The 25,590-nt window shown below is 37.6% G+C and carries 29 protein-coding genes; 24 read left to right on the top strand and 5 right to left on the bottom strand.

The genetic code is table 11. From position 1 onward, the window contains the following. The first annotated feature begins 13 nt into the window (after nt 1-13). The 3 genes from CWS20_RS19540 (at nt 14) to CWS20_RS19530 (ending at nt 1,929) form a co-directional block, all read left to right on the top strand. Nucleotides 14-598: a CPBP family intramembrane glutamic endopeptidase gene (locus tag CWS20_RS19540; protein WP_066200685.1), complete on the top strand. Its 585-nt coding sequence runs from the start codon at nt 14-16 to the stop codon at nt 596-598. 17 nt (nt 599-615) lie between these two features. After that, entirely contained in the window at nt 616-1,392 is a 777-nt protein-coding gene (locus CWS20_RS19535; RefSeq protein ID WP_066200683.1) for a LysM peptidoglycan-binding domain-containing protein, read from the top strand. Between the two features lie 78 nt (nt 1,393-1,470). Then, on the top strand, nt 1,471-1,929 hold the full coding sequence (locus tag CWS20_RS19530) for a YpbF family protein (protein WP_066200680.1): 459 nt from the start codon (nt 1,471-1,473) through the stop codon (nt 1,927-1,929). Between the two features lie 128 nt (nt 1,930-2,057). Here the strand turns inward: CWS20_RS19530 and CWS20_RS19525 are convergent, their stop codons facing one another. The 3 genes from CWS20_RS19525 to CWS20_RS19515 are packed head-to-tail and all read right to left on the bottom strand — an operon-like array spanning nt 2,058 to nt 3,159. Then, nucleotides 2,058-2,627, bottom strand: coding sequence for a manganese catalase family protein (locus tag CWS20_RS19525; protein ID WP_066200677.1), 570 nt, complete (start codon nt 2,625-2,627; stop codon nt 2,058-2,060). A 45-nt stretch (nt 2,628-2,672) separates the two neighbouring features. After that, nucleotides 2,673-2,933, bottom strand: a complete 261-nt coding sequence (locus CWS20_RS19520; RefSeq protein WP_066200675.1) for a spore coat protein CotJB — start codon at nt 2,931-2,933, stop codon at nt 2,673-2,675. 1 nt (nt 2,934) lies between these two features. Next, nucleotides 2,935-3,159 carry a spore coat associated protein CotJA gene (locus CWS20_RS19515; protein WP_066200671.1) on the bottom strand — a complete coding sequence of 75 codons (225 nt, stop codon included), beginning with the start codon at nt 3,157-3,159 and terminating at the stop codon, nt 2,935-2,937. 90 nt (nt 3,160-3,249) lie between these two features. On the opposite strand from CWS20_RS19515, the gene CWS20_RS19510 reads away from it, so the two are divergent. From CWS20_RS19510 to CWS20_RS19495, 4 genes are all read left to right on the top strand, one after another. Then, a complete protein-coding gene (locus CWS20_RS19510; RefSeq protein WP_411814283.1) occupies nt 3,250-4,077 on the top strand; it encodes a metallophosphoesterase in 828 nt (275 codons plus the stop codon). A gap of 105 nt (nt 4,078-4,182) precedes the next feature. Then, entirely contained in the window at nt 4,183-4,767 is a 585-nt protein-coding gene (locus tag CWS20_RS19505; RefSeq protein ID WP_066200667.1) for a genetic competence negative regulator, read from the top strand. A gap of 376 nt (nt 4,768-5,143) precedes the next feature. Then, nucleotides 5,144-6,421, top strand: a complete 1,278-nt coding sequence (locus CWS20_RS19500; RefSeq protein WP_066201855.1) for a Glu/Leu/Phe/Val family dehydrogenase — start codon at nt 5,144-5,146, stop codon at nt 6,419-6,421. 169 nt (nt 6,422-6,590) lie between these two features. Then, entirely contained in the window at nt 6,591-7,562 is a 972-nt protein-coding gene (locus tag CWS20_RS19495) for a YpdA family putative bacillithiol disulfide reductase (RefSeq protein WP_066200663.1), read from the top strand. A 47-nt stretch (nt 7,563-7,609) separates the two neighbouring features. Here the strand turns inward: CWS20_RS19495 and CWS20_RS19490 are convergent, their stop codons facing one another. Continuing rightward, nucleotides 7,610-8,587, bottom strand: a complete 978-nt coding sequence (locus CWS20_RS19490; RefSeq protein WP_066200660.1) for an asparaginase — start codon at nt 8,585-8,587, stop codon at nt 7,610-7,612. A gap of 138 nt (nt 8,588-8,725) precedes the next feature. Between CWS20_RS19490 and prsW the strand changes: the two genes are divergently transcribed. From prsW to fni, 9 genes are all read left to right on the top strand, one after another. Next, entirely contained in the window at nt 8,726-9,409 is a 684-nt protein-coding gene (gene prsW, locus CWS20_RS19485) for a glutamic-type intramembrane protease PrsW (protein ID WP_066200657.1), read from the top strand. A 307-nt stretch (nt 9,410-9,716) separates the two neighbouring features. Further along, entirely contained in the window at nt 9,717-10,595 is an 879-nt protein-coding gene (sleB, locus tag CWS20_RS19480) for a spore cortex-lytic enzyme (RefSeq protein WP_066200654.1), read from the top strand. Between the two features lie 14 nt (nt 10,596-10,609). Continuing rightward, nucleotides 10,610-11,959 (top strand): germination protein YpeB, encoded by a 1,350-nt coding sequence (ypeB, locus tag CWS20_RS19475; protein ID WP_066200652.1) that lies wholly within the window; start codon nt 10,610-10,612, stop codon nt 11,957-11,959. A 356-nt stretch (nt 11,960-12,315) separates the two neighbouring features. Continuing rightward, nucleotides 12,316-12,984 carry a flagellar brake protein gene (locus tag CWS20_RS19470; RefSeq protein WP_066200649.1) on the top strand — a complete coding sequence of 223 codons (669 nt, stop codon included), beginning with the start codon at nt 12,316-12,318 and terminating at the stop codon, nt 12,982-12,984. 49 nt (nt 12,985-13,033) lie between these two features. Beyond that, the gene (locus CWS20_RS19465) at nt 13,034-13,222 is read left to right on the top strand and encodes a YpfB family protein (RefSeq protein WP_066200646.1); all 189 of its coding nucleotides are present in this window, start codon (nt 13,034-13,036) and stop codon (nt 13,220-13,222) included. 298 nt (nt 13,223-13,520) lie between these two features. Continuing rightward, nucleotides 13,521-14,192 (top strand): (d)CMP kinase, encoded by a 672-nt coding sequence (gene cmk, locus CWS20_RS19460; RefSeq protein ID WP_066200644.1) that lies wholly within the window; start codon nt 13,521-13,523, stop codon nt 14,190-14,192. 2 nt (nt 14,193-14,194) lie between these two features. Continuing rightward, a complete protein-coding gene (locus tag CWS20_RS19455) occupies nt 14,195-14,776 on the top strand; it encodes a lysophospholipid acyltransferase family protein (protein ID WP_066200641.1) in 582 nt (193 codons plus the stop codon). A gap of 215 nt (nt 14,777-14,991) precedes the next feature. Then, nucleotides 14,992-16,131: a 30S ribosomal protein S1 gene (gene rpsA / locus CWS20_RS19450; RefSeq protein WP_066200640.1), complete on the top strand. Its 1,140-nt coding sequence runs from the start codon at nt 14,992-14,994 to the stop codon at nt 16,129-16,131. A gap of 13 nt (nt 16,132-16,144) precedes the next feature. Next, nucleotides 16,145-17,203 (top strand): type 2 isopentenyl-diphosphate Delta-isomerase, encoded by a 1,059-nt coding sequence (gene fni / locus CWS20_RS19445; RefSeq protein ID WP_066200637.1) that lies wholly within the window; start codon nt 16,145-16,147, stop codon nt 17,201-17,203. A gap of 283 nt (nt 17,204-17,486) precedes the next feature. Here fni and CWS20_RS19440 read toward each other — a convergent pair whose 3' ends face one another. Next, nucleotides 17,487-17,627 carry a YpzI family protein gene (locus tag CWS20_RS19440; protein WP_066200633.1) on the bottom strand — a complete coding sequence of 47 codons (141 nt, stop codon included), beginning with the start codon at nt 17,625-17,627 and terminating at the stop codon, nt 17,487-17,489. A gap of 108 nt (nt 17,628-17,735) precedes the next feature. Between CWS20_RS19440 and CWS20_RS19435 the strand changes: the two genes are divergently transcribed. The 8 genes from CWS20_RS19435 (at nt 17,736) to spoIVA (ending at nt 25,397) form a co-directional block, all read left to right on the top strand. Next, nucleotides 17,736-18,347, top strand: a complete 612-nt coding sequence (locus CWS20_RS19435) for a YphA family membrane protein (protein ID WP_066200630.1) — start codon at nt 17,736-17,738, stop codon at nt 18,345-18,347. After that, nucleotides 18,340-19,218 (top strand): YIEGIA family protein, encoded by an 879-nt coding sequence (locus CWS20_RS19430; protein WP_066200627.1) that lies wholly within the window; start codon nt 18,340-18,342, stop codon nt 19,216-19,218. Before CWS20_RS19435 ends, CWS20_RS19430 begins: the two co-directional genes overlap by 8 nt. Before the next feature lie 13 nt (nt 19,219-19,231). Beyond that, entirely contained in the window at nt 19,232-19,417 is a 186-nt protein-coding gene (locus CWS20_RS19425; RefSeq protein ID WP_066200624.1) for a capping complex subunit for YIEGIA, read from the top strand. 380 nt (nt 19,418-19,797) lie between these two features. Further along, the gene (gene der, locus CWS20_RS19420) at nt 19,798-21,108 is read left to right on the top strand and encodes a ribosome biogenesis GTPase Der (RefSeq protein WP_066200621.1); all 1,311 of its coding nucleotides are present in this window, start codon (nt 19,798-19,800) and stop codon (nt 21,106-21,108) included. Nucleotides 21,109-21,267: 159 nt separating this feature from the next. After that, the gene (locus CWS20_RS19415; RefSeq protein WP_066200618.1) at nt 21,268-22,335 is read left to right on the top strand and encodes an NAD(P)H-dependent glycerol-3-phosphate dehydrogenase; all 1,068 of its coding nucleotides are present in this window, start codon (nt 21,268-21,270) and stop codon (nt 22,333-22,335) included. A gap of 319 nt (nt 22,336-22,654) precedes the next feature. Then, nucleotides 22,655-22,858, top strand: coding sequence for a DUF2768 domain-containing protein (locus CWS20_RS19410; protein WP_066200615.1), 204 nt, complete (start codon nt 22,655-22,657; stop codon nt 22,856-22,858). A gap of 90 nt (nt 22,859-22,948) precedes the next feature. Next, complete coding sequence (locus CWS20_RS19405; protein ID WP_066200613.1) at nt 22,949-23,662, top strand: YphF family lipoprotein; 714 nt, start codon at nt 22,949-22,951, stop codon at nt 23,660-23,662. Nucleotides 23,663-23,918: 256 nt separating this feature from the next. Further along, nucleotides 23,919-25,397, top strand: a complete 1,479-nt coding sequence (gene spoIVA, locus CWS20_RS19400; protein WP_066200610.1) for a stage IV sporulation protein A — start codon at nt 23,919-23,921, stop codon at nt 25,395-25,397. Nucleotides 25,398-25,590: the final 193 nt, after the last annotated feature.

Below are 25,590 nucleotides of genomic sequence, written 5' to 3'. Positions count from 1 at the left end.
GCGAGTGAAATGAATGAGGGATAAATATTCTGACATTGTTAAAGAATTGACGGATCGGGAGTTATTATTTCATCTATATTTAACGCAATTACTATTGTTAGTCATTTCACTAATATTAGGTTTTTTGTTATTTGATTCTTTTTCAGACTTCACAGCACTATTTAAATGGGCGGATATAAATATTATCATTATTGGTGGGACAGCAGGGATCATTGTAGTGTTAATAGATTTGGCATTAATGAGAGTGCTGCCTTCTTCCTACTATGATGATGGAGGGTTAAATAATAAAATCTTTCGCTCACCTAGCCTCTTTCAAATTGCGTTTATCACGATGCTGGTGGCGTTTAGCGAAGAAATCCTATTTCGCGGCGTGATTCAAACCAATTTCGGTTTAATAGTATCAAGCATTATTTTTGCACTTGTCCATTACAGATATTTATTCAATTGGTTTCTATTCTTGAATGTTGTGCTACTTAGTTTTTTAATCGGATTTGTCTATTATTTCACAGAGAATTTAGTAGTTACTATTTTAATGCATTTTATTATTGATTTCTTGCTTGGTATGTCGATTAAATATCGTAATCAATATAATAGATGAATAGGAAGGGAAGATTTATGAACAAAGAAGCCCCGTTTAGAGAAAAGGCGGTTAGTCATCGACAAAGAATACATAAAAAACAAGACAGCAAAGAGCAGCAAGCTGATTTTAACGAGCCGGAAAAAGTTGTTGCCGGGCGTTCAAGAACAAGTATTCAGAGAGAAAAAAGACAAAAAAATAAAAGGAAATCAGAATATCCGGTGATACGGCTATTGGCTGCCTTCTTTATTACATTACCGATAGTCACCTTATCCGTATATTATTTTTTCCTGCCGGGAGCCTCATCAAATTCTGAGACTGCCTCCGATTTTGAAACTGTTGGATTTTCAGGCAATAACGGAACAACAGAAGCGAATGCAGTTGTAGATGATGAAGATAATGAAGAGGAGAAGAAGGCAAAAGAGCAGGCGGAGAAAGAAAAAGCACAAAAAGAACAAGAACAAAAAGAAAAAGAACAAAAAGAAAAAGAACTGAAAGAAAAAGAACAAAAGGAAAAAGAGCAAAAAGCAAAGGAAGAAGCAAAGAAACTGGAAGAAGAGAAGAAAAAACAGGCAGCTGCTGAAAAAGAACAGAGAGAAAAAGAAGAAAGAGAAAAACAGAAGCAACAGGAACAACAGCAACAGGAATCAAAAGAAAAAGTTATATATCATACAGTAAAACAAGAGGAAACAATGTACAGAATTGCAATGACCTACTATCAATCTCAAAACGGGATTGAGAAAATTAAGCGGGCAAATAATCTGCAATCCAATGAAATACATGTAGGACAAGTTTTAACTATCCCGTTAGATTAACAAATAGACATTTAATCTTTTATCCAATCATATAATGTGGTCAAGCATATGTATTGAGTATGATTGGAGTGATGATAAATGGAGACATCTATCATAATGCTGGATGAACGAACAGATCAGGCAACGAGGCAAATGCTGCAAAAGGTTGTTGAGAGAAAAAATAAATTCGAGCGTTTGAAAGAGTGGCATTTGGTCGTCATGTGGGCTGTCGTATTTCTATCCTTTAGTTACTTTGCGTTTCTTTATTATCAGTTGATGGTTCCTTACGCTTATTCGTTTGCTGCAATGTTTTCCGTATTTGTCAATCAGTCGGCCAATTTATATTGCCTTATTTTCATTATCGGCCTTTTTGGATTAATGAACGTTTTGCGCCAAAAAAGGGAGAAAGCGGAAAAGGAATATCATGCATTAAGGTGTGAAATTATTGATAAAAGTAAGGATTTATGGAAAAAGGAAGATGAGTGGAAAAATCGCCATATTGTCTATGATATGATGAAAAAAAATTACGACATCAATTTATTTCATGAAAATAAATAGAGGCAGGAAGCCCCGCGGAAGTTGCACTATAGCTGCGGGGCTTGATTTGTAAATAAATATACTGTTCAAACAGAAATTTTTCAGGAGGAGTATGGTTTTTCCTTTACCAATGTCAAATAAATGATGAATTAGAAGAACTTTTTCTTTCCTTGCTCACCTTTTAAAATTTCAACAGCTTCCCTGAAGCGCTGGGAATGAATGATTTCGCGTTCTCTTAAGAAACGAAGGCTGTCATTTAAGTCCGTATCATCACTAAGATTGATTAGCCATTGATAGGTGGCTCTTGCCTTTTCTTCAGCTGCAATATCCTCGTATAAATCAGCGATAGGGTCACCTTTTGCAGCGATATAGGTCGCTGTCCAAGGATTGCCAGCGGCGCTTTCATAATATAGAGCATTATCGTGGTTTGCATAATGAGTAGCAAGGCCTGCTGCTTTCATTTGTTCTGGAGTGGCATCTTTCGTTAACTTAAATACCATTGTTGCAATCATTTCTAAATGGGCAAACTCTTCTGTACCAATATCGGTTAATAGTCCAATTACTTTATCAGGAATAGTGTAGCGTTGGTTTAAATAACGCAGTGCTGCAGATAGTTCACCATCTGCACCACCGTACTGCTCGATTAAATATTTTGCCAGCATTGGGTTACAGGTGCTTACTCGAACAGGATACTGAAGCTTTTTTTCATAAACCCACATAATTCCTCTTCCTCCTAAGTTGAAATACGGTCATGTATGCTTATGTTACACTTGCCATGGCCATGGCGCATCATCCCAATTCCATGGGCTTCCAGAGTAGCTATTTCCGAATTGCAGCAATGGTCCATATTTGCTTTCATATTCCTTTTTAATTTTTTTTCTTTCTTTAGCGAAATAATTAAACTGATTAATTGCATCTTGATCATTATTATGAGTGTCTAAGTATAAAGTCAGTTCAACTAACACAAAGTCAACAGCTTGAAGATTTTCCAGCAGCTCATAATATTCAGGAGGCAGTTGTTTCATCCTATTGCCCCTCCTTTGCTTTTTCATATGGACTATAATACGGGTCGTAAAATGGCTTCCAAAGAGTACCAGCTCTTAGTGCTTCTTTAGGCGAGAATTGTGGGAAATCTGGGGGTTGAAATCCTATATATAAGTTTGGTGGAGTGGAATATGATTTTACTCTAATTGGTTTGCAAGGATCAAAAGGACTGATGTATGGGTAATAGAACTTTTCTGGTGTTGACATGCCTTCCCTCCTTTTTCAGGAATATCTTTAAAGCATATGAAAAAAAAGGCATAATGATGTTTTTTTTTAATAGGTAGGGCAGCAATTTTTATGGAGTATTTAATTCATAGGCCGATAAAAGAGATAGAGGTGTCGTTTATGTTGTTTATGCTGTTGATTGTAATAATTATTTGCATAATCGCATTCATAGTGATCAAAATGTTTAGGCAGGCATTTGAAGACAGAGTGCTGTATCATGATATGAAAATGGATAACTTCCCAAAAAGCATGGGCGAAATAAAAATCTTTTTTATATCTGATATCCATCGTAGGCTGATTGGTGAGAACATCATTACGGAAGTGAAAAAAAGCCATGTAGATTTAATAATTATTGGTGGGGACCTAACGGAAAAAGGGGTGCCGTTTTCCAGAGTAAGAGAAAATATCCAACGCTTGCGAACGATTGGGCCTACATATTTTGTATGGGGAAATAATGACTATGAGACAGATTATCATGAATTAGATGCAATGCTTCTTGACATGGGTGTAAAGATTTTGGACAATTCGGCAGTATCCTTCATTGGCGAAGAAGGAGAACGCTTCACTCTGCTAGGAACCGACGATTTAAGCAGGGAAAGAGATCGTCTGGATTTGGCTTTATCTGATGCGGAAGATGATGGATTTAAGCTATTAGTAAGCCATGACCCTGCAATTATAGAAAAAATAGAAGAACACCACCATATCTCGCTTGTTTTATGCGGTCATACTCATGGTGGGCAAATTCGGATATTTGGCTTTGGGCCTTACGAACTTGGAGGTATAAAAACAGTCAAAGGTCTAAAATTATTTGTAAGCAATGGGTATGGAACGACTGCTTTACCGTTGAGATTAGGTGCAAAAGCTGAAACGCATATAGTCACTTTATCAGCGACAAAGTGACTTTTATACGACTTAAAGCGGGAGAAAAAAGCAGGACGACTCACCAACTTAGGAAATGTTCATAAACTAAACACATGAGTTGGTTCATGGGCAGGGGGTAAAGAAATGCATTTGGAGCGTTTGAACTTTAATAAAATTAAGATTTTTCTTACGTTGGATGATCTGATAGATAGAGGATTAACAAAGGAAGATATTTGGAAGGACTCTCTAAAGTGGCATCAACTATTTCAAGATATGCTCGAAGAAGCAAGTGAGAAATTTGGCGTGGATATTTACGGTACCGTTGCAGTTGAAGTTTTTTCAATGCAAGCACAAGGTATGGTAATGATTGTTACAATGCAAGAAGAAGCAGAAGAAGATGAAGAGTTACTGAAGGAAGGCTTTGTCGATTTGCAAATCGATTTTGGTGAACAAGATTATATTTTATATGAATTTAATGATATTGAGGATGTAATTGCTTTATGTAAAATATTAAACATTTTATATATTGCTGAAAGCACTCTTTTTGCAAAAGACGGGAAGTATTATTTATATGTTAGATGTAATGATAAAGCTTATGATAATAAAGTTATTCCCATTCTTGCCGAATATGGAACATTATCACTAAAAAGCATTCATGTTCTCCATGAATATGGTAAGGTAATCATTGAAAATAAAGCAATTGAAAACATTATTCGGTATTTTATATAACAGCAGGAGACGGGTATCCCGCTCCTTTTTACATTGATTTTTTCGTCGGAATTGCTCGCGTCAGCGGAATCTATCACGTACATTCGGCAGCAACACAGACAAAATACTCGCCCGTCCTAATAAATCGATTTTATTTTGACATTTGAATAGATTTCAATTTAATGGAAGGATAAAATGCAAGCAGTTTAAGATAATAATAAAAGGCGAATGGATTTGTTTGAATATAGGGAAAATTACTATTTGTAAAAGGGATGATAGCGTTTACATAAAAATTCAAAAAAATAAGCTTTTTCTTCTTGCATAAATTAAGTAAAGGTGTATACTATGTCATGAAAGCGGACAACTAAAGAATGTGATTTTTTCTAGGAGGTTTCAAATAGTGGCCGATAAAGGTACTGATCATATTAATCAAGAAGAGAAACTTGACGTTTTGAAGTCAACACAAATCGTAATACACAAAGCGTTGGAAAAGCTTGGATATCCTGACGAGGTTTTTGAGTTACTAAAAGAGCCTATGCGCTTATTAACTGTAAAAATTCCGGTCAGGATGGATGATGGGACGGTGAAAATCTTTACTGGATACCGCGCTCAGCATAATGATTCAGTCGGTCCTACAAAAGGGGGAATTCGTTTCCACCCGAATGTAACTGAAAAGGAAGTTAAAGCACTTTCAATTTGGATGAGTTTAAAATGTGGTATTGTTGACCTTCCGTATGGTGGAGGAAAAGGCGGCATTATATGTGATCCACGAGATATGTCATTCCGTGAACTTGAGAGATTAAGCCGCGGCTATGTACGTGCAATTAGTCAAATTGTTGGACCAACAAAAGATATTCCTGCACCAGACGTATTTACCAATTCGCAAATTATGGCGTGGATGATGGACGAATACAGTCGGATGGATGAATTTAACTCACCTGGCTTTATTACAGGTAAACCGCTTGTTCTTGGCGGTTCTCATGGAAGAGAATCAGCTACTGCTAAAGGTGTAACGATTTGTATCCATGAGGCAGCGAAGAAGCGTGGTATTGAATTAAAAGGGGCACGTGTTGTCGTTCAAGGTTTCGGTAATGCTGGAAGCTTCCTTGCTAAATTCATGCATGATGCCGGTGCGAAAGTAGTTGGTATTTCTGATGCTTACGGTGGCTTGTATGATCCAAATGGACTTGACATTGATTATTTATTAGATCGTCGCGATAGCTTTGGAACAGTGACTAAACTATTTAATGATACAATTTCCAATAAAGAATTATTAGAATTGGATTGCGATATTTTAGTTCCGGCCGCTATTGAGAATCAAATTACTGAAGAGAACGCCCATAAGATTAAAGCGAATATCGTTGTTGAAGCAGCAAATGGACCAACCACGCTTGAAGCAACAGAGATTTTAACTGAAAGAGGCATTTTGCTTGTACCAGATGTACTCGCTTCATCTGGAGGAGTAACAGTTTCTTATTTCGAATGGGTACAAAATAACCAAGGCTACTATTGGTCTGAAGAAGAAGTAGAAGAAAAACTTGAAAAAATACTTGTAAAATCGTTTAATAATATTTATGAAACAGCACAAACTCGCCGTGTTAACATGCGATTAGCAGCTTACATGGTCGGAGTTCGCAAGATGGCTGAAGCATCTAGATTCAGAGGTTGGATTTAACGGTTAAATCCAAATGAAATTGCTATCATAAGTTTTTGCAATTGAAACTCAATGGAAAATCTCCTATCATGAATGATAGGAGATTTTTTTAGAGAAAGAACGAGTGTAATTGTCTAAAGAAATTAATAAATTGATATTATTTTGGGTTACTGCTAAGGGGTGAATCAGCATGATAAAAAAAGATGTAATTGTTATTGGAGGAGGACCGTGTGGATTAGCAGCTTCAATTGCAATGAATGAGATTGGAAAAGAAACACTTGTTATTGAAAAAGGTAATGTTGTAAATGCCATTTATCGGTACCCAACTCATCAAACATTTTTCAGCTCAAGTGAGAAGCTTGAAATTGGGGAGGTTCCATTTGTAACGGTTGAGCAAAAGCCTCACAGAAATCAAGCGCTCACCTATTATAGAGAGGTAGTTAAAAGAAAACAGCTTTCAGTAAATGCCTATGAAAAAGTATTGAAGGTTGAGAAGAATGAGGACGGTTCATTTACAACTACTACAGAGAAAGAAGCTTATCAGTCTACATATGTCATTGTGGCAACCGGGTATTATGATCAGCCGAATTATATGAATATACCGGGTGAAAATTCATCAAAAGTTTTTCACTACTTTAAGGAAGCGCATCCGTTTTTTGATAAAAAGGTAGTCGTAGTAGGCGGGAAAAATTCTAGCGTCGATGCAGCAATAGAACTTGAAAAAGCAGGTGCGCATGTTACTGTCCTTTATCGTGGGAGCGGTTATTCTCCAAGTGTGAAGCCGTGGATATTACCGCAATTTGACTCATTAGTGCGTAATGGTTTAATAAATATGGAGTTTGAAGCACATTTATCTGAAGTAAAAGAAGAATCAATTGTTTATAAAAAAGATGGACAAACCATTGAAATCGAGAACGATTTTGTTTTTGCAATGACAGGCTACCATCCTGATCATGAATTCCTTCAATCAATGGGGATTGAGAAGGATGATTTAACTGGTAAGCCGATTCATAATCCAGATACTTTTGAAACGAATGTTTCAGGAATATTTATCGCCGGAGTGATCGCGGCAGGCAATAATGCAAATGAAATTTTCATTGAGAATGGCCGTTTCCACGGAGGGAAAATTGCTGTGGCAATTAGAGAAAAAGAGAAACGTTAAAGTAAAGATATAGGCGCTGGAGATGATCTGACATCTCCAGCACTTTTTTATAGTTGAAACATTTCTTCAATTTCATCAAATTTTTTATGACTGGCTAGTCCGATTAATAATTTTATCCTTGCTTTTTGACCATTAAGACCATTTGTGAAAATAAGTCCCAAACCTTTTAATTGCTTGCCCCCGCCTTCATAGCTGTATATATCTTGTGCAATTCCGTTGAAACAGCGTGACACAAGAACAATAGGGACTTTTTGATTGATTAAGGCATTAATGCCGGGCAGCATCGCAGGAGGAAGGTTTCCTTGACCGAGTGCCTCGATGACAATGCCATCACAATTTGTTTTGGCAATCGCTTCTAAAAGTGAGGAATCCATGCCTGCATGTGCTTTTAATAGCATAACCTGTTTATTGACATCTTCTATTGTGTACTGATGCCGATGGACAGGCAGGTGATGAAAAAGTACGCCTCTTTTTGTAACAATGCCAATCGGACCGAATTGCGGACTTTGAAAGGTAGATACATTGCTAGTATGCGTTTTCGTTACGTTTTCAGCCGTATGGATTTCATCATTTAAGACGACTAATACGCCTTTATTCATGGCCTCATCACATGTAGCGACCCTGATGGAAGAGATTAAATTATACAAGCCATCAGCTCCAATTTCATTGCTCGATCTCATCGCACCAGTAACTACAATTGGCAGTGTATGCTGTACAGTCAGGTCAAGAAAATAAGCTGTTTCTTCCAATGTATCTGTCCCATGAGTGATGACAACTCCTGCAATCGCTTCTTTCTTGACATAGTCATCTATCATTTCCTTTAGTAAAAGCATTTCTTTAGGGGTTATATGTGGAGAAGGAAGATGAAAGGGCTCTTCTACTAGCAATTCTGCCAATGAATATAATTCCTTCGTCTGCCTTTTTAATGGGTTCTCTTCATTAGGTTTTACCGCTCCTGTTTCAGTATCTTCGCTCATTGAGATGGTGCCGCCTGTATGGATAAGGAGTATCTTTTTTTTAGTCATTAAACTTCCTCCTGGTTATTCATTTGACATTGCTGTCATTCGTTTGTTTTTTTTCCTTTACTTACTTTTACAAAATCCATTTTCAATCTCACTTTATCATGATACGATTAAGAAAAAGGATTGAAAAGAGGACAGCTCATGCTGGGTATTTTGTCTGCAGGAATCGCTCCTGGATTAGCACTATTAAGTTATTTTTATTTAAAAGATCAATACGAGTCTGAGCCCTTTTCAATGGTATTTAAAACATTTATTTTCGGGGCGCTGCTTGTGTTTCCGATTATGTTTATACAATATGTATTTCAGGCCGAACAAATATTTCAGTCGAATTTAGTATCAGCCTTTTTATCTACAAGCTTACTGGAAGAGTTTTTTAAATGGTTTATTCTGCTTAGTGTGATTTATCCCCATGTAACCTTCGATGAGCCATATGATGGCATTGTTTATGGTGCATCAGTCTCACTTGGCTTTGCTACGGTTGAAAATATCTTCTACCTATTTACACTTGGTATAGAGCATGCCATTGGAAGGGCGTTGCTTCCGGTTTCCAGCCATGCGCTTTTTGGTGTCATCATGGGTTATTATATTGGAAAAGGTAAATTCTCTGCAACTAATAATCGAAAATGGATCTTCATTTCATTGGCGGCTCCTTTTTTTCTTCATGGCACTTATGATTATATTTTAATTACTTTAAAGTACTGGCAATATTATATGGTTCCATTTATGATTTTTCTGTGGTGGCTTGCTTTGAGAAAAGCTAAAAAAGCGCGTATACTCAGCGGTCATTTTCATCAAATGAAATATGAAAGAACGTTTCATCAATGATCCCCCCTTCTAAACGTGTTCAGGCTGTAGAGAAACTCATTTTGAAAAAAAGTGGGGATTCTCCGAGGCTTACCACTCGCTTTTTAGTGGGGCGGGCAGACACCTTCACAAAATCCAACTAAATTTACTTTATCACTTTCTCAACACTACCCCCTTTCAAAAGGGGGTTTTTCTTTTGAAAATATACTCATATAGTCTTGTGTAAAATATATCCATATGGTGAATTGAGACATCTTTGAATAAAAAACCAGTTGCTACAAAAAATAGGTGTAATGTTAAATAGATTTACTTTTGGAGGGTACTATCCATGAAAAAGACATTTATGGTTTCAAAGGTATTTATTATCCTGGCTTTAATTGCAGCCATTACACCTATCAGTGAAATGGACCAAAGTGCCAATGCTTTTTCACAACAAGTGATACAGCATGGTGCAGTGGGTGATGATGTTATTGAGCTTCAGTCAAGGCTTCAGTATTTAGGTTTTTACAATGGCAAGATAGATGGTGTATTTGGCTGGGGGACTTATTGGGCTTTGAGGAATTTTCAATACGAATTTGGCCTCGATATTGATGGACTCGCAGGGCAAAAAACTAAAGACAAGTTAGTACAGGCGTCAGATTATAATGAGGGCTTTGTCAAAGAGCAAATCAATAAAGGCAATAAGTTCTCTCATTATGGAGGTACAGACTTAAATAAGCAGAAGCAACCTTCTAGCTCTGGCGGAGGGGCTGCTGGACAAGGCGGCGGAACGGGAACGGCTGATCAAAATGGAGGTTCACAGGGATCAGCTGGGCAAGGAACAGTGTCTGCAACCAATGTACCAAATGGATTTTCTGATAATGATATCCAAATTATGGCGAATGCAGTTTATGGGGAAGCACGCGGTGAACCGTATATCGGTCAAGTTGCTGTTGCTGCAGTAATAATCAATCGTGTCGGTAGTGCATCATTCCCGGATACTGTCTCAGGTGTAATATTTGAACCAAGGGCGTTTACAGCAGTAGCTGATGGTCAAATCTGGCTGACGCCAAATGAAACGGCAAGACAAGCAGTTTTAGATGCGATAAATGGATGGGATCCGAGCGGCAGTGCGTTATATTATTTTAATCCAGATACGGCAACGAGTCCGTGGATATGGACACGCCCGCAAATCAAGAAAATTGGACAGCATATATTCTGTAAATAAGGGGTGAAGTACAAATGCTAAGAGGAGTATTAATCGGTGCCCTTTCAGTCGGATTAGTAGGAGCTGCTGTTTGGGGCTATCAGGAACATCGCGAGAAAAATGCGATCCTAATTAATGCGGAAAATAACTATCAGCGCGCATTTCATGAATTAACCTATCAAGTTGATTTGCTGCATGACAAGATTGGATCAACATTGGCAATGAATTCTAGAAGCTCATTATCACCAGCGTTAGCTGATGTGTGGAGGATTACATCTGAAGCCCATTCCGATGTAGGGCAGCTCCCGCTTGCATTATTGCCGTTTAATAAAACGGAAGAGTTTTTATCTCAGATAGGCGATTTTAGTTATCGGACAGCAGTGAGAGATTTGGATAAAGATCCATTGACCGATGAGGAATATCAATCACTGCAAAACTTGTATAAACAGGCAGCTGACATTCAAGATGAATTAAGACAAGTACAGCATATGGTATTGAAAAACGACCTGCGCTGGATGGATGTCGAAACCGCACTTGCTTCAGGAAACGAAGCTGCCGACAATACAATAATCGATGGTTTTCAAACGGTTGAAAAGACGGTCGAAGGATATGATGAAACTGACTTAGGACCTGCCTTTGTCAACATGCAGAAAAAAGATGAAAACTTCAAATATTTGGAAGGTGAGGAAATAACGAAAGAAGAAGCAGTGAAAGAAGCGAGAAAATATGCTGGCCTTCCAAAAGATTCAAAGGTCCGTGTAACGGAAAGTGGAGAAGGATCAAAATATGGGTTCTATAGTGTGACGATAGAAGCGCCAAATAGTCAAATAGAAGCTAATATGGATATCACTAAAAAGGGAGGCTATCCAATTTGGTTCATCATGGCTAGAGATGTGAAGGAACAAAATATCAGTTTAAATGACGCGAGTAATATTGCCATTGAATTTTTAAAGGAAAATGGCTTTGAAGATCTAGACTTATTTGAAAGTGCTCAATATGATCAAACCGGTGTCTTTACCTTTGTATCAAAACAGGATGATGTAAGGATTTATCCTGATTCAATAAAAATGAAAGTTGCATTGGATGATGGGAAAATATTAGGATTTGCTGCTGAAGATTATTTAAAATCACATCATCAAAGAGAAATACCTGAAGCTCAATTATCTCTCGAAGAAGCTAGAGCAAAATTAAATCCCCAAGTGGAAATAATGGAAGACCGGATGGCAGTTATTTTAAATGACCTCAATCAGGAAGTCCTTTGCTATGAATTCATGGCTACACTAGGTAATGATACTTACAGAATTTTTATTAATAGTGAAGATGGAAGAGAAGAGAAAGTAGAAAAATTACAAAATGCTGAACGGATATATGAAGATGTAGTTTAAAATATGAGAGCCCCTTAAGTCGATAACGACATTTGGGGCTTTTTTTTTGTAAAAAAATATTAAAAGCTATATTCAAAACTTTGCTTAAAACCGCATTTATTCCGCTTAAGCAATTGAGAAGTGTAGTCATGCCTCCCAATAAAAACCGATATAATAATCTTACCTGTCCTGCTGGAAAGGTCTCGCAAATATAACACCAATCTCTTAAAACCATTAAAAAACGTTGGTAAATTGTAGAAATATTATATATAATTTGAATGATATCTTTTTGGAAAAGTAAAGAGTAAAAAATACTATTTTTAAAAGTATTTTCTAATCTTATGTAAACGAATATTCATTAAGGATTGGTGATTTCATTGATTAATGTTGGTGATGAAATAATTTTGACACCTTATTTTACTGATAATGAAGAAAAGTACAAATGTGAAATAATCGCTATTTGTGATCAGCAATTACATGTGAGTTACCCAGTGAATATAGAAACAAATAAAACAACATTTCTCTTGGAAGGGACTCAAGCTAAGTGCATGGTTTTGTCTAAAAGAGAAGGACTATTTTCATTTGATTGTGAAGTCACTGGAAGAGAAAAGAAGAACATCCCTGTAATTAAGCTGTCTTATTCTGATAAGGAAATAATGGTAAAGATGCAAAAGCGCGAATTTGTCCGTGTAGACGCAGCGGTTGATGCCGCAGTTCATCCAATAGGCAATCAATTCGCCCCGTTTGTTACTGTAACAGAGGATATTAGTGCTGGCGGCATTGCCATTCGCGTGAAGAATCCATTTTCTTACTTAGCAGGAATGAGCTTTATCACTTGGCTGGTGTTGCCGATGAAAGACGGACAGTTTCATTATGTGAAAACCGAATGCGAAGTTGTCCGCCTCAGGGCAGTGAACGAGTTAAAATCAGTTTTGTCGTTAAAATTCAAGACAGTGCCATCTGATGTCCGTCAAAAGCTTATCCGCTTTTGCTTTGAGCGTCAGCTTACCCTAATGAAAAAGCGAGATAATCATATTGCTAAATAGAATAAAACGCATATCTCCTTGCCATAATGTTATAAATAGGAGGGATTGCATGAAAACCTTTGAAAGAATCTTATTAAAAATAATTATTATTCAATTTTTCTTTTTGCTGCTTTCTCAAGTCTTTTTTCACCATATTGGTGCTTTTCCAGAGTTGAAGCAATTAACGCAATATGAAGGTGTGACAGATCAAAATTTTAGTGAATTCCTAGAAACCTTTTCTTCACATAAGGAGAAATAGATAAAGAGGGTGTCCGCTCGACTCCAGCGGGAGTAACGAGTCAGTCGAGCGGAAAGCTTAGAAGATCCCAAACTTTGAAATTTATTCCTACAGGTGATCAATTTATTTTTTCTTATATGTTTACAATTCCCACAAAAGCAACCCCTCTAATCTCCTTTCTTCATTTTTTCCATAAAAAACAAAAGATTGCACAATATAACTAATAGAAAGATATTACATTCACTGAATAGATTCAATCTATGATAAAATAGTACGGTAAAAGATTATTTTTAATGGGAAAGGCAATACAGGAGGGTTTATGAGAAAAATATCGATAGCAATAGATGGTCCTGCTGCAGCGGGCAAGAGTACAGTAGCGAAAATAATAGCTGAAAAGCTAAATTATATTTATATTGATACTGGAGCAATGTACAGGGCGCTAACATATAAAGCAATTATGAATAATATTGATTTTAATAGCGAGAGGGAACTCATTTCTTTATTGAAAGAAACGAAAATAGAGTTATTGCCTAGTGATGAAGGCCAACTGATTTATCTTGATGGGAAGGATGTAACAACAGAAATTCGTACTTCTGAAGTAACCAACTCTGTGTCGACGGTTTCAATGCACAAATTAGTCAGAGAAGAGATGGTCAGAAGACAACAGAGCTTTGGTTTGGATGGCGGAGTCGTAATGGATGGCAGAGATATCGGTACACATGTGTTACCACAAGCTGAAGTAAAGGTGTTTTTATTAGCCTCAGTTGAGGAGAGGGCTGCGCGAAGACATGTGGAAAACGTCAATAAGGGTTTTTCGTCTGACTTGGAACAATTAAAGCAGGAAATTGCCAATAGAGATAAGCTCGATTCAGAAAGGGAAATCGCCCCGCTAAAGAAAGCGGATGATGCGGTAGAAATGGATACAACTTCCTTAAGCATCCATCAAGTGGTCGACAAAATCATGAGCTTGGTTGATGAAAGGATTAATTAATTATGGGGTTATATCATTTTGCTAAATCATTAGTTTACGGCCTATTAAAGCCGGTGTATAGAATGGAAGTAATCGGGACTGAGAATTTTCCAAAGGACGGGGGCGTATTATTATGCTCCAACCATATTGATAATCTTGATCCGCCGATGGTTGGTATAACTGCACCAAGAACAATCCACTTTATGGCTAAAGAGGAGCTGTTTGAAGTTCCTGTACTAGGAAAAATCTTACCAAACATTAATGCTTTTCCAGTTAAACGGGGAATGAGCGATAGGGAAGCATTGCGGAAAGGTCTTAAAGTATTAAAAGAAGGAAATGTTCTTGGATTATTTCCTGAGGGGACAAGAAGTAAGTCAGGAGAACTTGGCAAAGGAATGGCAGGAGCAGGATTTTTTGCATTAAGATCAGATGCCTATGTTGTGCCATGCGCAATTATAGGACCGTATAAGGCGTTTACCAAACTTAAGGTTGTATATGGTCAGCCGATTGATATGGGCCCGATAAGGGAAAGAAAGGCATCTGCTGAAGAGACAACGGAATTAATTATGGCAGAAATCGGTAAATTAATTGAGGTTCATAGATAAGCCTTCTTACTTGACAAAAGCGGGTATTTGTAAGAAGTTTATAAAAAGGCATTTTATATTTCAAGAGTATAAACGGTATGTAAAATCTTCAAGGTTTTTAATAAATCATGAAGTTGTTCTATGTTTATTCATGCAATAAATCTTATATTAATAAATAATAAGTTTGCATTATTATTTAAACAAGAGAGCAGCCATTGGATTAAGGAGGAATACATATGTCAGAAGAAATGAATGAAATTGAAGTGAAAAATTACGAGATTGGCGACAAAGTCAATGGTCAAGTAACTAAGGTTGAAGAAAAACAAGTAATCGTAAATATTAGTGACAGTAAATTAGATGGAATTATTCCAATTAGTGAGCTATCAAGCCTTCATATTGAAAAAGCAAGTGATGCTGTTGCAGAAGGTGACGAACTACAATTGGAAGTATTAAAAGTCGAAGAAGAGGCTTTAATCCTTTCTAAGCGCAAAGTAGATGCTGAGAAGTCATGGGAGGATTTAGAAGCAAAATTTAATCGCGGTGAAGTTTTTGAAGCTGAAATTAAAGATGTTGTTAAAGGCGGCCTAGTAGTTGATTTAGGCGTGCGTGGTTTTGTGCCAGCATCTTTAGTAGAGGCGCATTTTGTAGAGGATTTCTCCGATTATAAAGGCAAAACGATTACTTTCAAAATTGTTGAACTTGATAAAGAGAAAAACCGCTTAATTCTCTCTCATCGCGCAGTCGTTGAAGAGGAACAAGGAAAGCAAAAGCAATCCGTATTACAATCTTTAGAAGCAGGACAAGTTTTGGATGGAACGGTCCAACGAATCACTAACTTCGGTGCATTTGTTGATATTGGCGGAATTGACGGACTTGTTCATATTTCCCAATTATCGTATCAGCATGTAGAAAAACCATCAGATGTTGTAACAGAAGGTCAGGAAGTGAAAGTGAAAGTTTTAAGTGTTGATCTTGATAACGAAAGAATCTCACTTTCAATTAAAGATACATTGCCTGGACCATGGGATCAAATTAGTGAGAAAGCGCCAAAAGGCAGTGTGCTTCAAGGAACTGTTAAGCGACTCGTCTCATACGGTGCTTTTATCGAAGTGTTCCCAGGTGTTGAAGGACTTGTTCACATCTCTCAAATTGCTCATAAGCATATCGGCACACCTCATGAAGTGTTAAAAGAAGGACAAGAATTGCAAGTGAAAGTCCTTGATGTAAACGAAAATGATCATCGTCTTTCATTAAGTATTAAAGAGCTATTGGAGAAGGAAGAAGAAGAATCAACAGATTATGAGCTGCCTGAAGAGTCAAAGGGTTTTCAGCTTGGTGAAATGATTGGTGAGCAATTAAAGAAATTAAATAAATAATGGTGGGAATCTAGTGTCAAGATCAAAAAGAAAATGGGACCATATACAATATGCATTAGCAACAGGTCAATCATTAAAGACCGGATTTGATTGTGTATCCTTTGTCCACCAAAGTCTACCTAATACAAAGGTGGATGAAATAGATTTGCAAACAAAAATTGGCGAGCTCTCCTGCAGTTCGCCAATTTTTATCAATGCAATGACCGGTGGAGGCGGTGAGCGGACAATAGATATCAACCGTGATTTGGCAAGGGCAGCTAAAGAAACAGGAGTAGCGATAGCGGTTGGTTCACAAATGTCAGCCATAAAGGATGCAAATGAGAGGGATTCGTATAAAATTGTACGAGTGGAAAATCCTCATGGTTTAATATTTGCGAATTTAGGTAGCGAAGCAACTGTAGAACAAGCAAAAACAGCTGTTGATATGGTTGAAGCAAATGCAATGCAAATACATTTGAATGTTGTGCAAGAGCTAACAATGCCTGAAGGGGATCGAGACTTTACAGAAGCACTCAAAAGGATTGAAAAAATTGTACAAGGCATCGATGTTCCGGTAATTGTAAAAGAAGTTGGTTTCGGAATGAGTAATGAAACTGTTTCTGCTCTCCAATCAGTAGGTGTATCAATTGTTGATGTTGGCGGTTTCGGTGGAACTAATTTTTCGCGAATAGAAAATGAAAGACGGAAACGTCTCCTGTCATTTTTTGACGATTGGGGCATTCCGACGGCCGCTTCAATCGTTGAAGCACGGACGAATCATAAAAACATAACAGTGCTGGCTTCTGGTGGAATCAAATCGAGTCTCGATATCGCCAAATCCATTGCGCTAGGAGCAAATGCAGCTGGAATGGCTGGTTATTTGTTAAAAGTCCTCATCGAACAAGGATATCATCAACTAATTGAAGAAATTCATTATATACACGATGAATTAAAGTATATAATGTCTGCCTTAGGTGCTAATAATATAGATGAATTGCAAAACGCACCTGTCGTACTGACAGGGGAGGTTCATCACTGGTTGAACGAGCGAAATATTAAAACATCTATTTATAGCACCCGGAAAATGAAATAAATAAAACTCGTTAAAAGCCTAAAAGAAAACCAAATCGTTTTCCTTTAGGCTTTTTTTTATTGTTAAATAATTTGGGTACCTGTCACCCACAAAATTCGACAAAATGTGGCAAATTTAGATGAAAAAACAGGTTGAGTTCATGCTGGGTATGTGAAAATGGTGAGTCTCCGCATGTGTGGAATACTGGTAAGGGATATTCACCGGATACCGATGGGATGCGACGTGTGATCAGTATGCCGATTAAGTAGCAGCTGACGTTACTAAAAGAGTTCTTGCATCTCCATCATTGTTTATTATCGTTCAATTCGCGTGCTTCTTCGGGGCTTTGTAGCTCTGTCGCCCCTTTATAATGAAGTGCTTGGTCACGATCAGATTCCACTTTATGACTTCTTTTTAATTTCTTTTCTTGACGATCTTTACCCATTAGTAACACCTCCCTCTTATTAAGATGATATACCACGCTATTTTTATGCAAATAAGATTAAAGTGCATAAAAACAAGCCATAATGGAGATAGTAGGAGGTGTGTATTTTTGGAAGGAATCGTATTTTATTGGATTTCTTGGTCTATATGGATAGCTGTCACTTTTTTATTAGATAAAAAAAATAAGATAAGATATCCGCTGTCACTCGGAGTTTTATTGATTATTATTGGATCAATCTATACTCTGGATTTTGGTGAATTTTCAATAAGCGTTACAGCACTTATTATTTTATCTCTAACCTATTACTTCATTGCGAGATTGAGAAAAGCAGGAGCAATTTATGTATTTATCTGCAATTTGATTATATTGCTAGCATATTGCAGCTTCTTATTGTTTGAATTATTTGATCCTGTTTGGGTTGTTTTTGATAGGAAGTGGATGTTATCTATCATACTTGTTTACTTGACATTAATGGTCCATGAAAACCATTTGATGAGAATTTTAATTATATTAATGGGAACATTGAATGGTGAAGTGCTATTTGCGTTGATTATTAGACAGTATCAATTTCCATATATTGTTGGATCGCTTGCTTTTTTAGATGTGGTAAGTATGGCGGCAGCCGTTATTTTGTTATGGAATGCTTTGGAATACATTGCAGCCTATTTGGAAAGCTATGTCAATCCGCTTGTGAAGGAGAAGCAAAACTATCATGAATGAATATACTTATCCAATTTTACTTGGATTAATTGTTGGCACAGCCACAAGAATCTATATGTTACGGACGGATTATCGGCAATATCCCACCTATCTACACGGAAAAATCATTCATATTGCTCTAGGATTTATTGCAGCTGGTTTAGGCAGTGTAGCGATTCCTTCTATTATGGAAGAGGACTTTACGGCAATTACTTTTCTAACTGTGGCTGCCTCTCAATTTAGAGAAGTAAGAAATATGGAGAGAAATACATTAACAGAATTGGATAGCTTTGAGATGGTCCCGAGAGGTAGAACATATATTGAAGGAATTGCCATTGCTTTTGAGAGCAGAAATTATCTCGTTATGTTTACAGCTTTAGTGAGCACGCTTGCTTATCTTGTATTTAATCTTTGGGTGGCAATTATTGTTGCGACTATAGCCATCATCCTCTCTAAAATAATGATGAGCGGCGGCAAATTAAGTGATATCGTCGACATCGAATATGTTGAGCCTCATTTTGAAGATGCGGGCTTGTATGTTGATAATATATATATTATGAATATCGGCTTGCCTGAAAGGCAGAAGGAAGTGCTGAAATACGGAATGGGGTTCATCCTTAAGCCGAAAAACTTTAATGTACGAACAACGATTGCCAACCTTGGGCAAAGGCAGGCGATTCTTCATGATGTATCGACAGCTATGGGCGTTTTTCGAGATTCGGGCACACCAGCGCTCGTGCCTTTAGCAAAAAGGGACTTAGATGACGGCAGAGTCGCTGTGTTCATCTTGCCTCAGGAAAGAAATATAAAGCGGGCAATTGACGTAATTGGTGAAGTGCCAACATTGGAAAATGCCATTAAAATGCCTAGCGAAGTTCATGCGGAATCTTAAGGAGGAATAAGCTATGGATATAGAAAAGTTTATCCTTGCAATAATCACTACAAATCCTGCTAAAGTACCTAGTGGAACGTCAGTCTTTCACTGTGAAAATAAAGAGGAAATGGAAGTCATTGCCACAAATCTGGAAGCAATTCTAGACGGGATTGCCCATTTGTTAACCGAAGAAATTTATGTGATTGTTAAACATTAACACGATAACAAAAAGCTTTTCTTGTAAGGTTGTTAACACTTTGATAATATAAGATAGTTAGGCCCTTCTTAAAGAAGGGTTTATTTTAGCTGATAGGTAGGAATAATCTTCTTAAAGCACCTTAATAAGGAGATTAAAACTCAGAGAAAGATACAGTTTTAAAGTCGCATTAGAAAAACTAAGGATTTTTTACTAAATGCCTTTGAAATTCTAAAGGTCATACCTATAATCCAATTAAATCAAGTGTGGAGTCCTGCAAGGTTTATTTCAAAATGAGGATTGTTTTAGACTGTATATATATTTAGCGAGCATGCCTAAGAATGAACTGATAGAGGATAGGTGCTAACGCTTTACTATAAAGAAATGAAGGGGTGATGTTCATGACAAAACCAGTATTGGCCATTGTCGGACGTCCGAACGTTGGAAAATCTACCATTTTTAACAGAATTGTAGGGGAACGCATATCGATTGTAGAAGATATCCCAGGTGTAACAAGAGACCGGATATACAGCTCTGCAGACTGGTTAACACATGAATTTAATATTATTGATACAGGCGGAATTGACATTGGTGATGAGCCGTTTCTAGAGCAAATTCGACAGCAAGCAGAAATTGCTATAGATGAGGCAGATGTCATTGTATTTCTAGTTAATGGACGCGAGGGCGTTACCTCTGCGGATGAAGAAGTAGCAAAAATTCTTTACAAGGCGAAAAAGCCTGTTGTTTTAGGCGTAAATAAGATTGATAATCCGGAAATGCGCCAGCAAATTTATGACTTCTATTCCCTTGGATTTGGTGAGCCATTCCCGATCTCCGGATCACATGGATTAGGTTTAGGCGATTTGCTAGATGAAGCAGCAAAGCATTTTCCAAAGCATGATGAAATTAAATATGATGATGATGTCATTAAATTTTCACTCATTGGCCGGCCGAATGTAGGTAAATCCTCTTTAGTAAATGCAATATTAGGCGAGGATCGAGTGATTGTTTCTGATGTAGCTGGAACGACAAGAGACGCAATTGACTCCCAGTTAACATATAACGGAGATAAATATGTCATTATCGATACAGCTGGTATGAGGAAAAAAGGGAAGGTATACGAAACAACTGAGAAATACAGCGTGTTGCGTGCCCTCCGTGCCATTGAACGGTCAGATGTCGTGCTCGTTGTCATTGATGGTGAAGAAGGTATTCTTGAACAAGATAAAAAAATTGCAGGCTATGCCCATGACGCAGGAAGAGCAATCGTGATTGTTGTAAACAAGTGGGATGCGGTAGAAAAAGATGAAAAAACGATGAAAACTTTTGAGCAAAAGATTCGAGACCATTTTCAGTTTCTTGATTATGCCCCGATTGTTTTCTTATCAGCTTTAACTAAAAAGAGAATTCACACATTAATTCCGATGATCAATACCGCAAGCGAAAATCATGCGCTGCGAGTTGAAACAAGTGTGTTGAACGATGTCATTATGGATGCAGTAGCGATGAATCCGACGCCTACAGATAAAGGAAGAAGATTAAGAATTTATTACACTACACAAGTAGCTGTTAAGCCGCCAACATTTGTTGTGTTTGTGAACGAGCCTGAGCTGCTACATTTCTCATATGAAAGATTTTTAGAAAACAGAATCAGAGATGCATTCGGTTTTGAGGGTACGCCGATAAAAATCTTTGCCCGTGAACGCAAGTAACAGAAAATTTAACAATGCTGTCAAAAAGGTGTCATCAAGGAACCTGTTTGGCAGCCTCTTTTTTACATATTTCTTGTGAATTTGAAATGGAAGTAATACAATTTAGTGTAAATTGCCAAATGAAAGCAATCATTATAAAAAAATAAAGGTAGTGATTGGATGAAGAAGAAAATAGAAAAGGTTGCAGTAATTGGAGCTGGCAGCTGGGGAACAGCGCTGGCAATGGTATTAGCTGATAATGGACATGAAGTGCGAATTTGGGGACATAAAGAAGAGCAAATAACTGAAATAAATACGCTTCACACAAATGAAAAATATTTGCCAAGTGTTCCGTTACCTCATAATATTACAGGTTTTTCATCTTTAGATGAAGTATTATCTGAAATTGAAACAATTATTTTAGCCGTGCCGACAAAAGCGATAAGAGAGGTTCTAAATAAAATAGCGAATATAAGGTCTGAGCCGCTTATCATTGTACATGTCAGCAAAGGGATTGAGCCTGACAGCCTGTTGAGAATTTCTGAAATGATTGAGCAGGAAATGCCTGCCGATCTACTTAAAGATATTGTTGTCTTATCTGGGCCAAGCCATGCGGAAGAAGTAAGCTTAAGGCATCCGACAACTGTGTCAGTATCTGCGTCAAATATGGAAACTGCTGAGAAAGTGCAGGACATGTTTATTAATCAAAACTTCAGAGTCTATACGAACCCTGATATTGTAGGCGTGGAAATTGGCGGGGCGCTGAAGAATATCATTGCCCTTGCTGCTGGTATTTCTGACGGCCTTGGCTATGGTGACAATGCGAAGGCTGCGCTTGTCACTAGAGGTTTAGCCGAAATTACTCGACTCGGAGTAAAAATGGGCGCAAGTCCGTTAACCTTCTCAGGGCTGGCAGGTATAGGTGATTTAATCGTGACCTGTACGAGTAAGCATTCAAGGAATTGGCGTGCTGGAAATTTAATCGGCCAAGGCCATAACCTAGATGAAGTATTAAAAAATATGGGAATGGTTGTTGAAGGCGTCCGCACGACAAAGGCGGCTCATCAGCTTGCAGTAAAGTATGATGTGAAAATGCCGATAACCTCTGTGCTCTACGATATTCTCTTTAATGGAGTTAATGCAAAAGATGGTGTGGACATGCTGATGGCACGTTCAAAAACCAATGAGATGGAAGACATTGCGAATGTTTTTGACGACCAAAATAGCATTGTACATGATAAAAAATAATGTTATCAAAAAAATATAGGCATATGAGGATGCGGGTAGCTCATCCCTTGCATACAATGCAACGAAGCAAACTGGTAAAATGAACAGGGTGATAGGGTATTTTAGTCATCATGCCGAGGGAAAGAACTGCCCCTTCTTTTCCTCGGTTATTTTTGTTTGACAGCTGATGGCTAATGTAAATATAAAATTTTGAAAATATATTATTATAATGTAAAGTGAAATGATCGAATTATTGCAATCATACACAAACTTACTTGTAAGGCTGGGAATACGTTATCACAATATGGTATAATACATTTCGGAAAAAGGAGTGGATAGTATGTCACCTGGATTAATGAAAATGTGGATTTCCTTTGCTGCTATGGGATTTATGATTATTGCTATTATCTTAATTTACTTTAGCCGTTTTAAAATTAACAATGGCGCAGTAAAATTTGTTACTGCATTCTTTGCTTACGGATTTATGGTTGTTAGTGGAATTATAATATTTTTAGTCGTATTCAGTGGACCGGTTCCGGAATAAATGTTTTAAGGGAGCACGCTTTAAAGCTGGACAAACATTCCCGCTCCCTTCGTGTAATAGAAAATACATATTCGATAAAGGTTGATTAAAATGAATAAAAAATGGATTGCATTAGCTATCATGGCTGTTGTTATGGCTATCTTAACAGGATGCATGTATCCAGAAGAGCAAATTGCAAAGAATCAGATTCCATACGAGGATCAAATCAATCAGGTTCAAAATGCTGTTGAACAGTATCAAAAAGATAGCGGTGGCCTCTTGCCGATTAAAACAACGGAAGAGGATACACCGATTTATCAGAAATATCCGATAGACTTTAAGAAAATAGTTCCAAAATATTTAGCTGAGTATCCAGGGAACTCATTTGAAGCCGGTGGTGTATTTCAATATGTGCTAGTAAATGCTGAAACGGAGCCTGAAGTAAAGCTATCAGACCTGAGAGTGGCAGAGACAATCAGAGATATTAGAATACGCATTGGTGCGCAAGGCTACCCTCCGTATAAAGAGAACATTCAAGATAGTGTGTTCTCCCTTGATTATTCAAAGATAGGATTTAAAGATGAACCTTTTGCGCATAGCCCGTTCACCGGGAAGGATCTTCCGTTTGTAGTAACAGGTGATGGTCAGATTTATGTTGACTATCGAGTCGATCTCATGCAGCTAATGCAAGATGAGGAGCTGGATTTGAAAGAGGGAGAAGATATGAGAGACTATCTTGTTCAAAATTCATTTTTTGTTCCTGCATACTCGTTGCCATACACAATTGATGAAAAAACAAATGAACCAATCTTTTTATTGAATTAGTCATAACCCTTCTTTTGCAAAATATATTGTAGAGGAAGGGTTTTTTATTTGTGCTAGTCCTTTTCGATTTTAATATGAAATTTAACTCCCGAGTGTAATGCAAAAGAAATAAAGTTGCAGTTGAAAATTAAAGAAAGGGGTAATTTCTTAAAATAGTTGGCATATCAATATAGGACAACGTCATACACATATATTGTACAAATATATATGACTGGATAATATTATCCCACTAACTCAAGATTCAGGAGGGGATCACTTGGAAAAGGTAGATATTTTTAAAGATATTGCCGAAAGAACAGGCGGTGATATTTATTTTGGAGTAGTTGGTGCAGTACGTACCGGCAAATCAACATTTATAAAAAAATTCATGGAGCTTGCCGTACTGCCAAACATGGAAAATGAAGCAGACAGAGCGCGCACCCAGGATGAACTCCCTCAAAGTGCTGCCGGTAAAACAATCATGACGACAGAACCAAAATTTGTTCCAAATCAAGCAGCTAGTGTACATGTAGAAGAAGGATTGGATGTCAATATTCGGTTGGTGGATTGTGTCGGATACACGGTACCAGGCGCCAAAGGCTACGAGGACGAGAACGGCCCTAGAATGATTAATACTCCATGGTATGAGGAACCTATCCCGTTTCATGAAGCGGCTGAAATAGGCACCAGGAAGGTTATACAAGAGCATTCGACGATCGGTGTAGTTATCGCAACTGATGGTACTATCGGTGAAATCCCGAGAGCGAATTATATTGAAGCAGAAGAAAGAGTGATTGAGGAGCTGAAAGAGGTTGGAAAGCCTTTTATAATGGTTATCAACAGCGTTCAGCCGCATCACCCAAGCACAGAGGACTTAAGATTAAAATTATCAGAAAAGTATGACATACCAGTACTTTCAATGAGCGTAGAAGGAATGAGAGAATCCGATGTAATAAATGTGATGCGAGAAGCATTATATGAATTCCCGGTTCTTGAAGTAAATGTTAACCTTCCGAGCTGGGTCATGGTTCTTCATGAGGACCATTGGTTGAGAGAGAGCTATCAGGAAGCTGTTAAAGAAACCGTCAAGGATATTAAAAGATTAAGAGACGTTGACCGTGTGGTCCATCAATTCAGTGATTTTGAATTCATTGACCGGGCAGGCCTTGCAGGCATTGAAATGGGGCAAGGGGTAGCAGAAATTGACCTTTATGCACCTGATGATTTATATGATGAAGTCTTAAAAGAAATTGTTGGGGTCGAAATTCGCGGTAAAGACCATTTGTTAGAGCTTATGCAGGAGTTTGCACATGCGAAAGCAGAATATGATCAAATTTCTGATGCTCTTCGGATGGTGAAACAGACCGGTTACGGCATCGCGGCACCATCCCTTGCTGATATGAGCCTCGATGAACCTGAAATTACCCGGCATGGCTCACGCTTTGGCGTCAGGTTAAAAGCGGTGGCACCATCCATTCATATGATTAAGGTAGATGTAGAATCGGAATTTTCGCCAATCATTGGCACTGAGAAGCAGAGTGAGGAGCTTGTCCGCTATTTAATGCAGGATTTTGAAGATGATCCACTTTCCATCTGGAATTCAGATATATTTGGTCGCAGCCTAAGCTCTATCGTAAGAGAAGGCATACAAGCGAAATTATCACTTATGCCAGAAAATGCCCGCTATAAATTAAAAGAGACGTTAGAAAGAATTATCAACGAAGGATCAGGTGGGCTAATTGCCATTATTTTGTAAGCAACCTAAGGCGAATGTCATTCGAAAATTGAATGATAATCGTCTTTTTTGTGTTTTCGAAAAAAGTATATTATACTGTATACTCCTTGATACGCAGTAAAATGAACAGCTTATTACAAAAATGTTGCAAATAAGAAAAGATTCCCATCAAATAATGAAATATTCTTGATTAGCTCAATCTATTATGATAATC

Source organism: Cytobacillus horneckiae (assembly GCF_002835735.1).
GTDB classification, from domain to species: Bacteria; Bacillota; Bacilli; order Bacillales; family Cytobacillaceae; genus Cytobacillus; species Cytobacillus horneckiae.
This window is presented reverse-complemented; position numbering and strand designations above follow the sequence as displayed.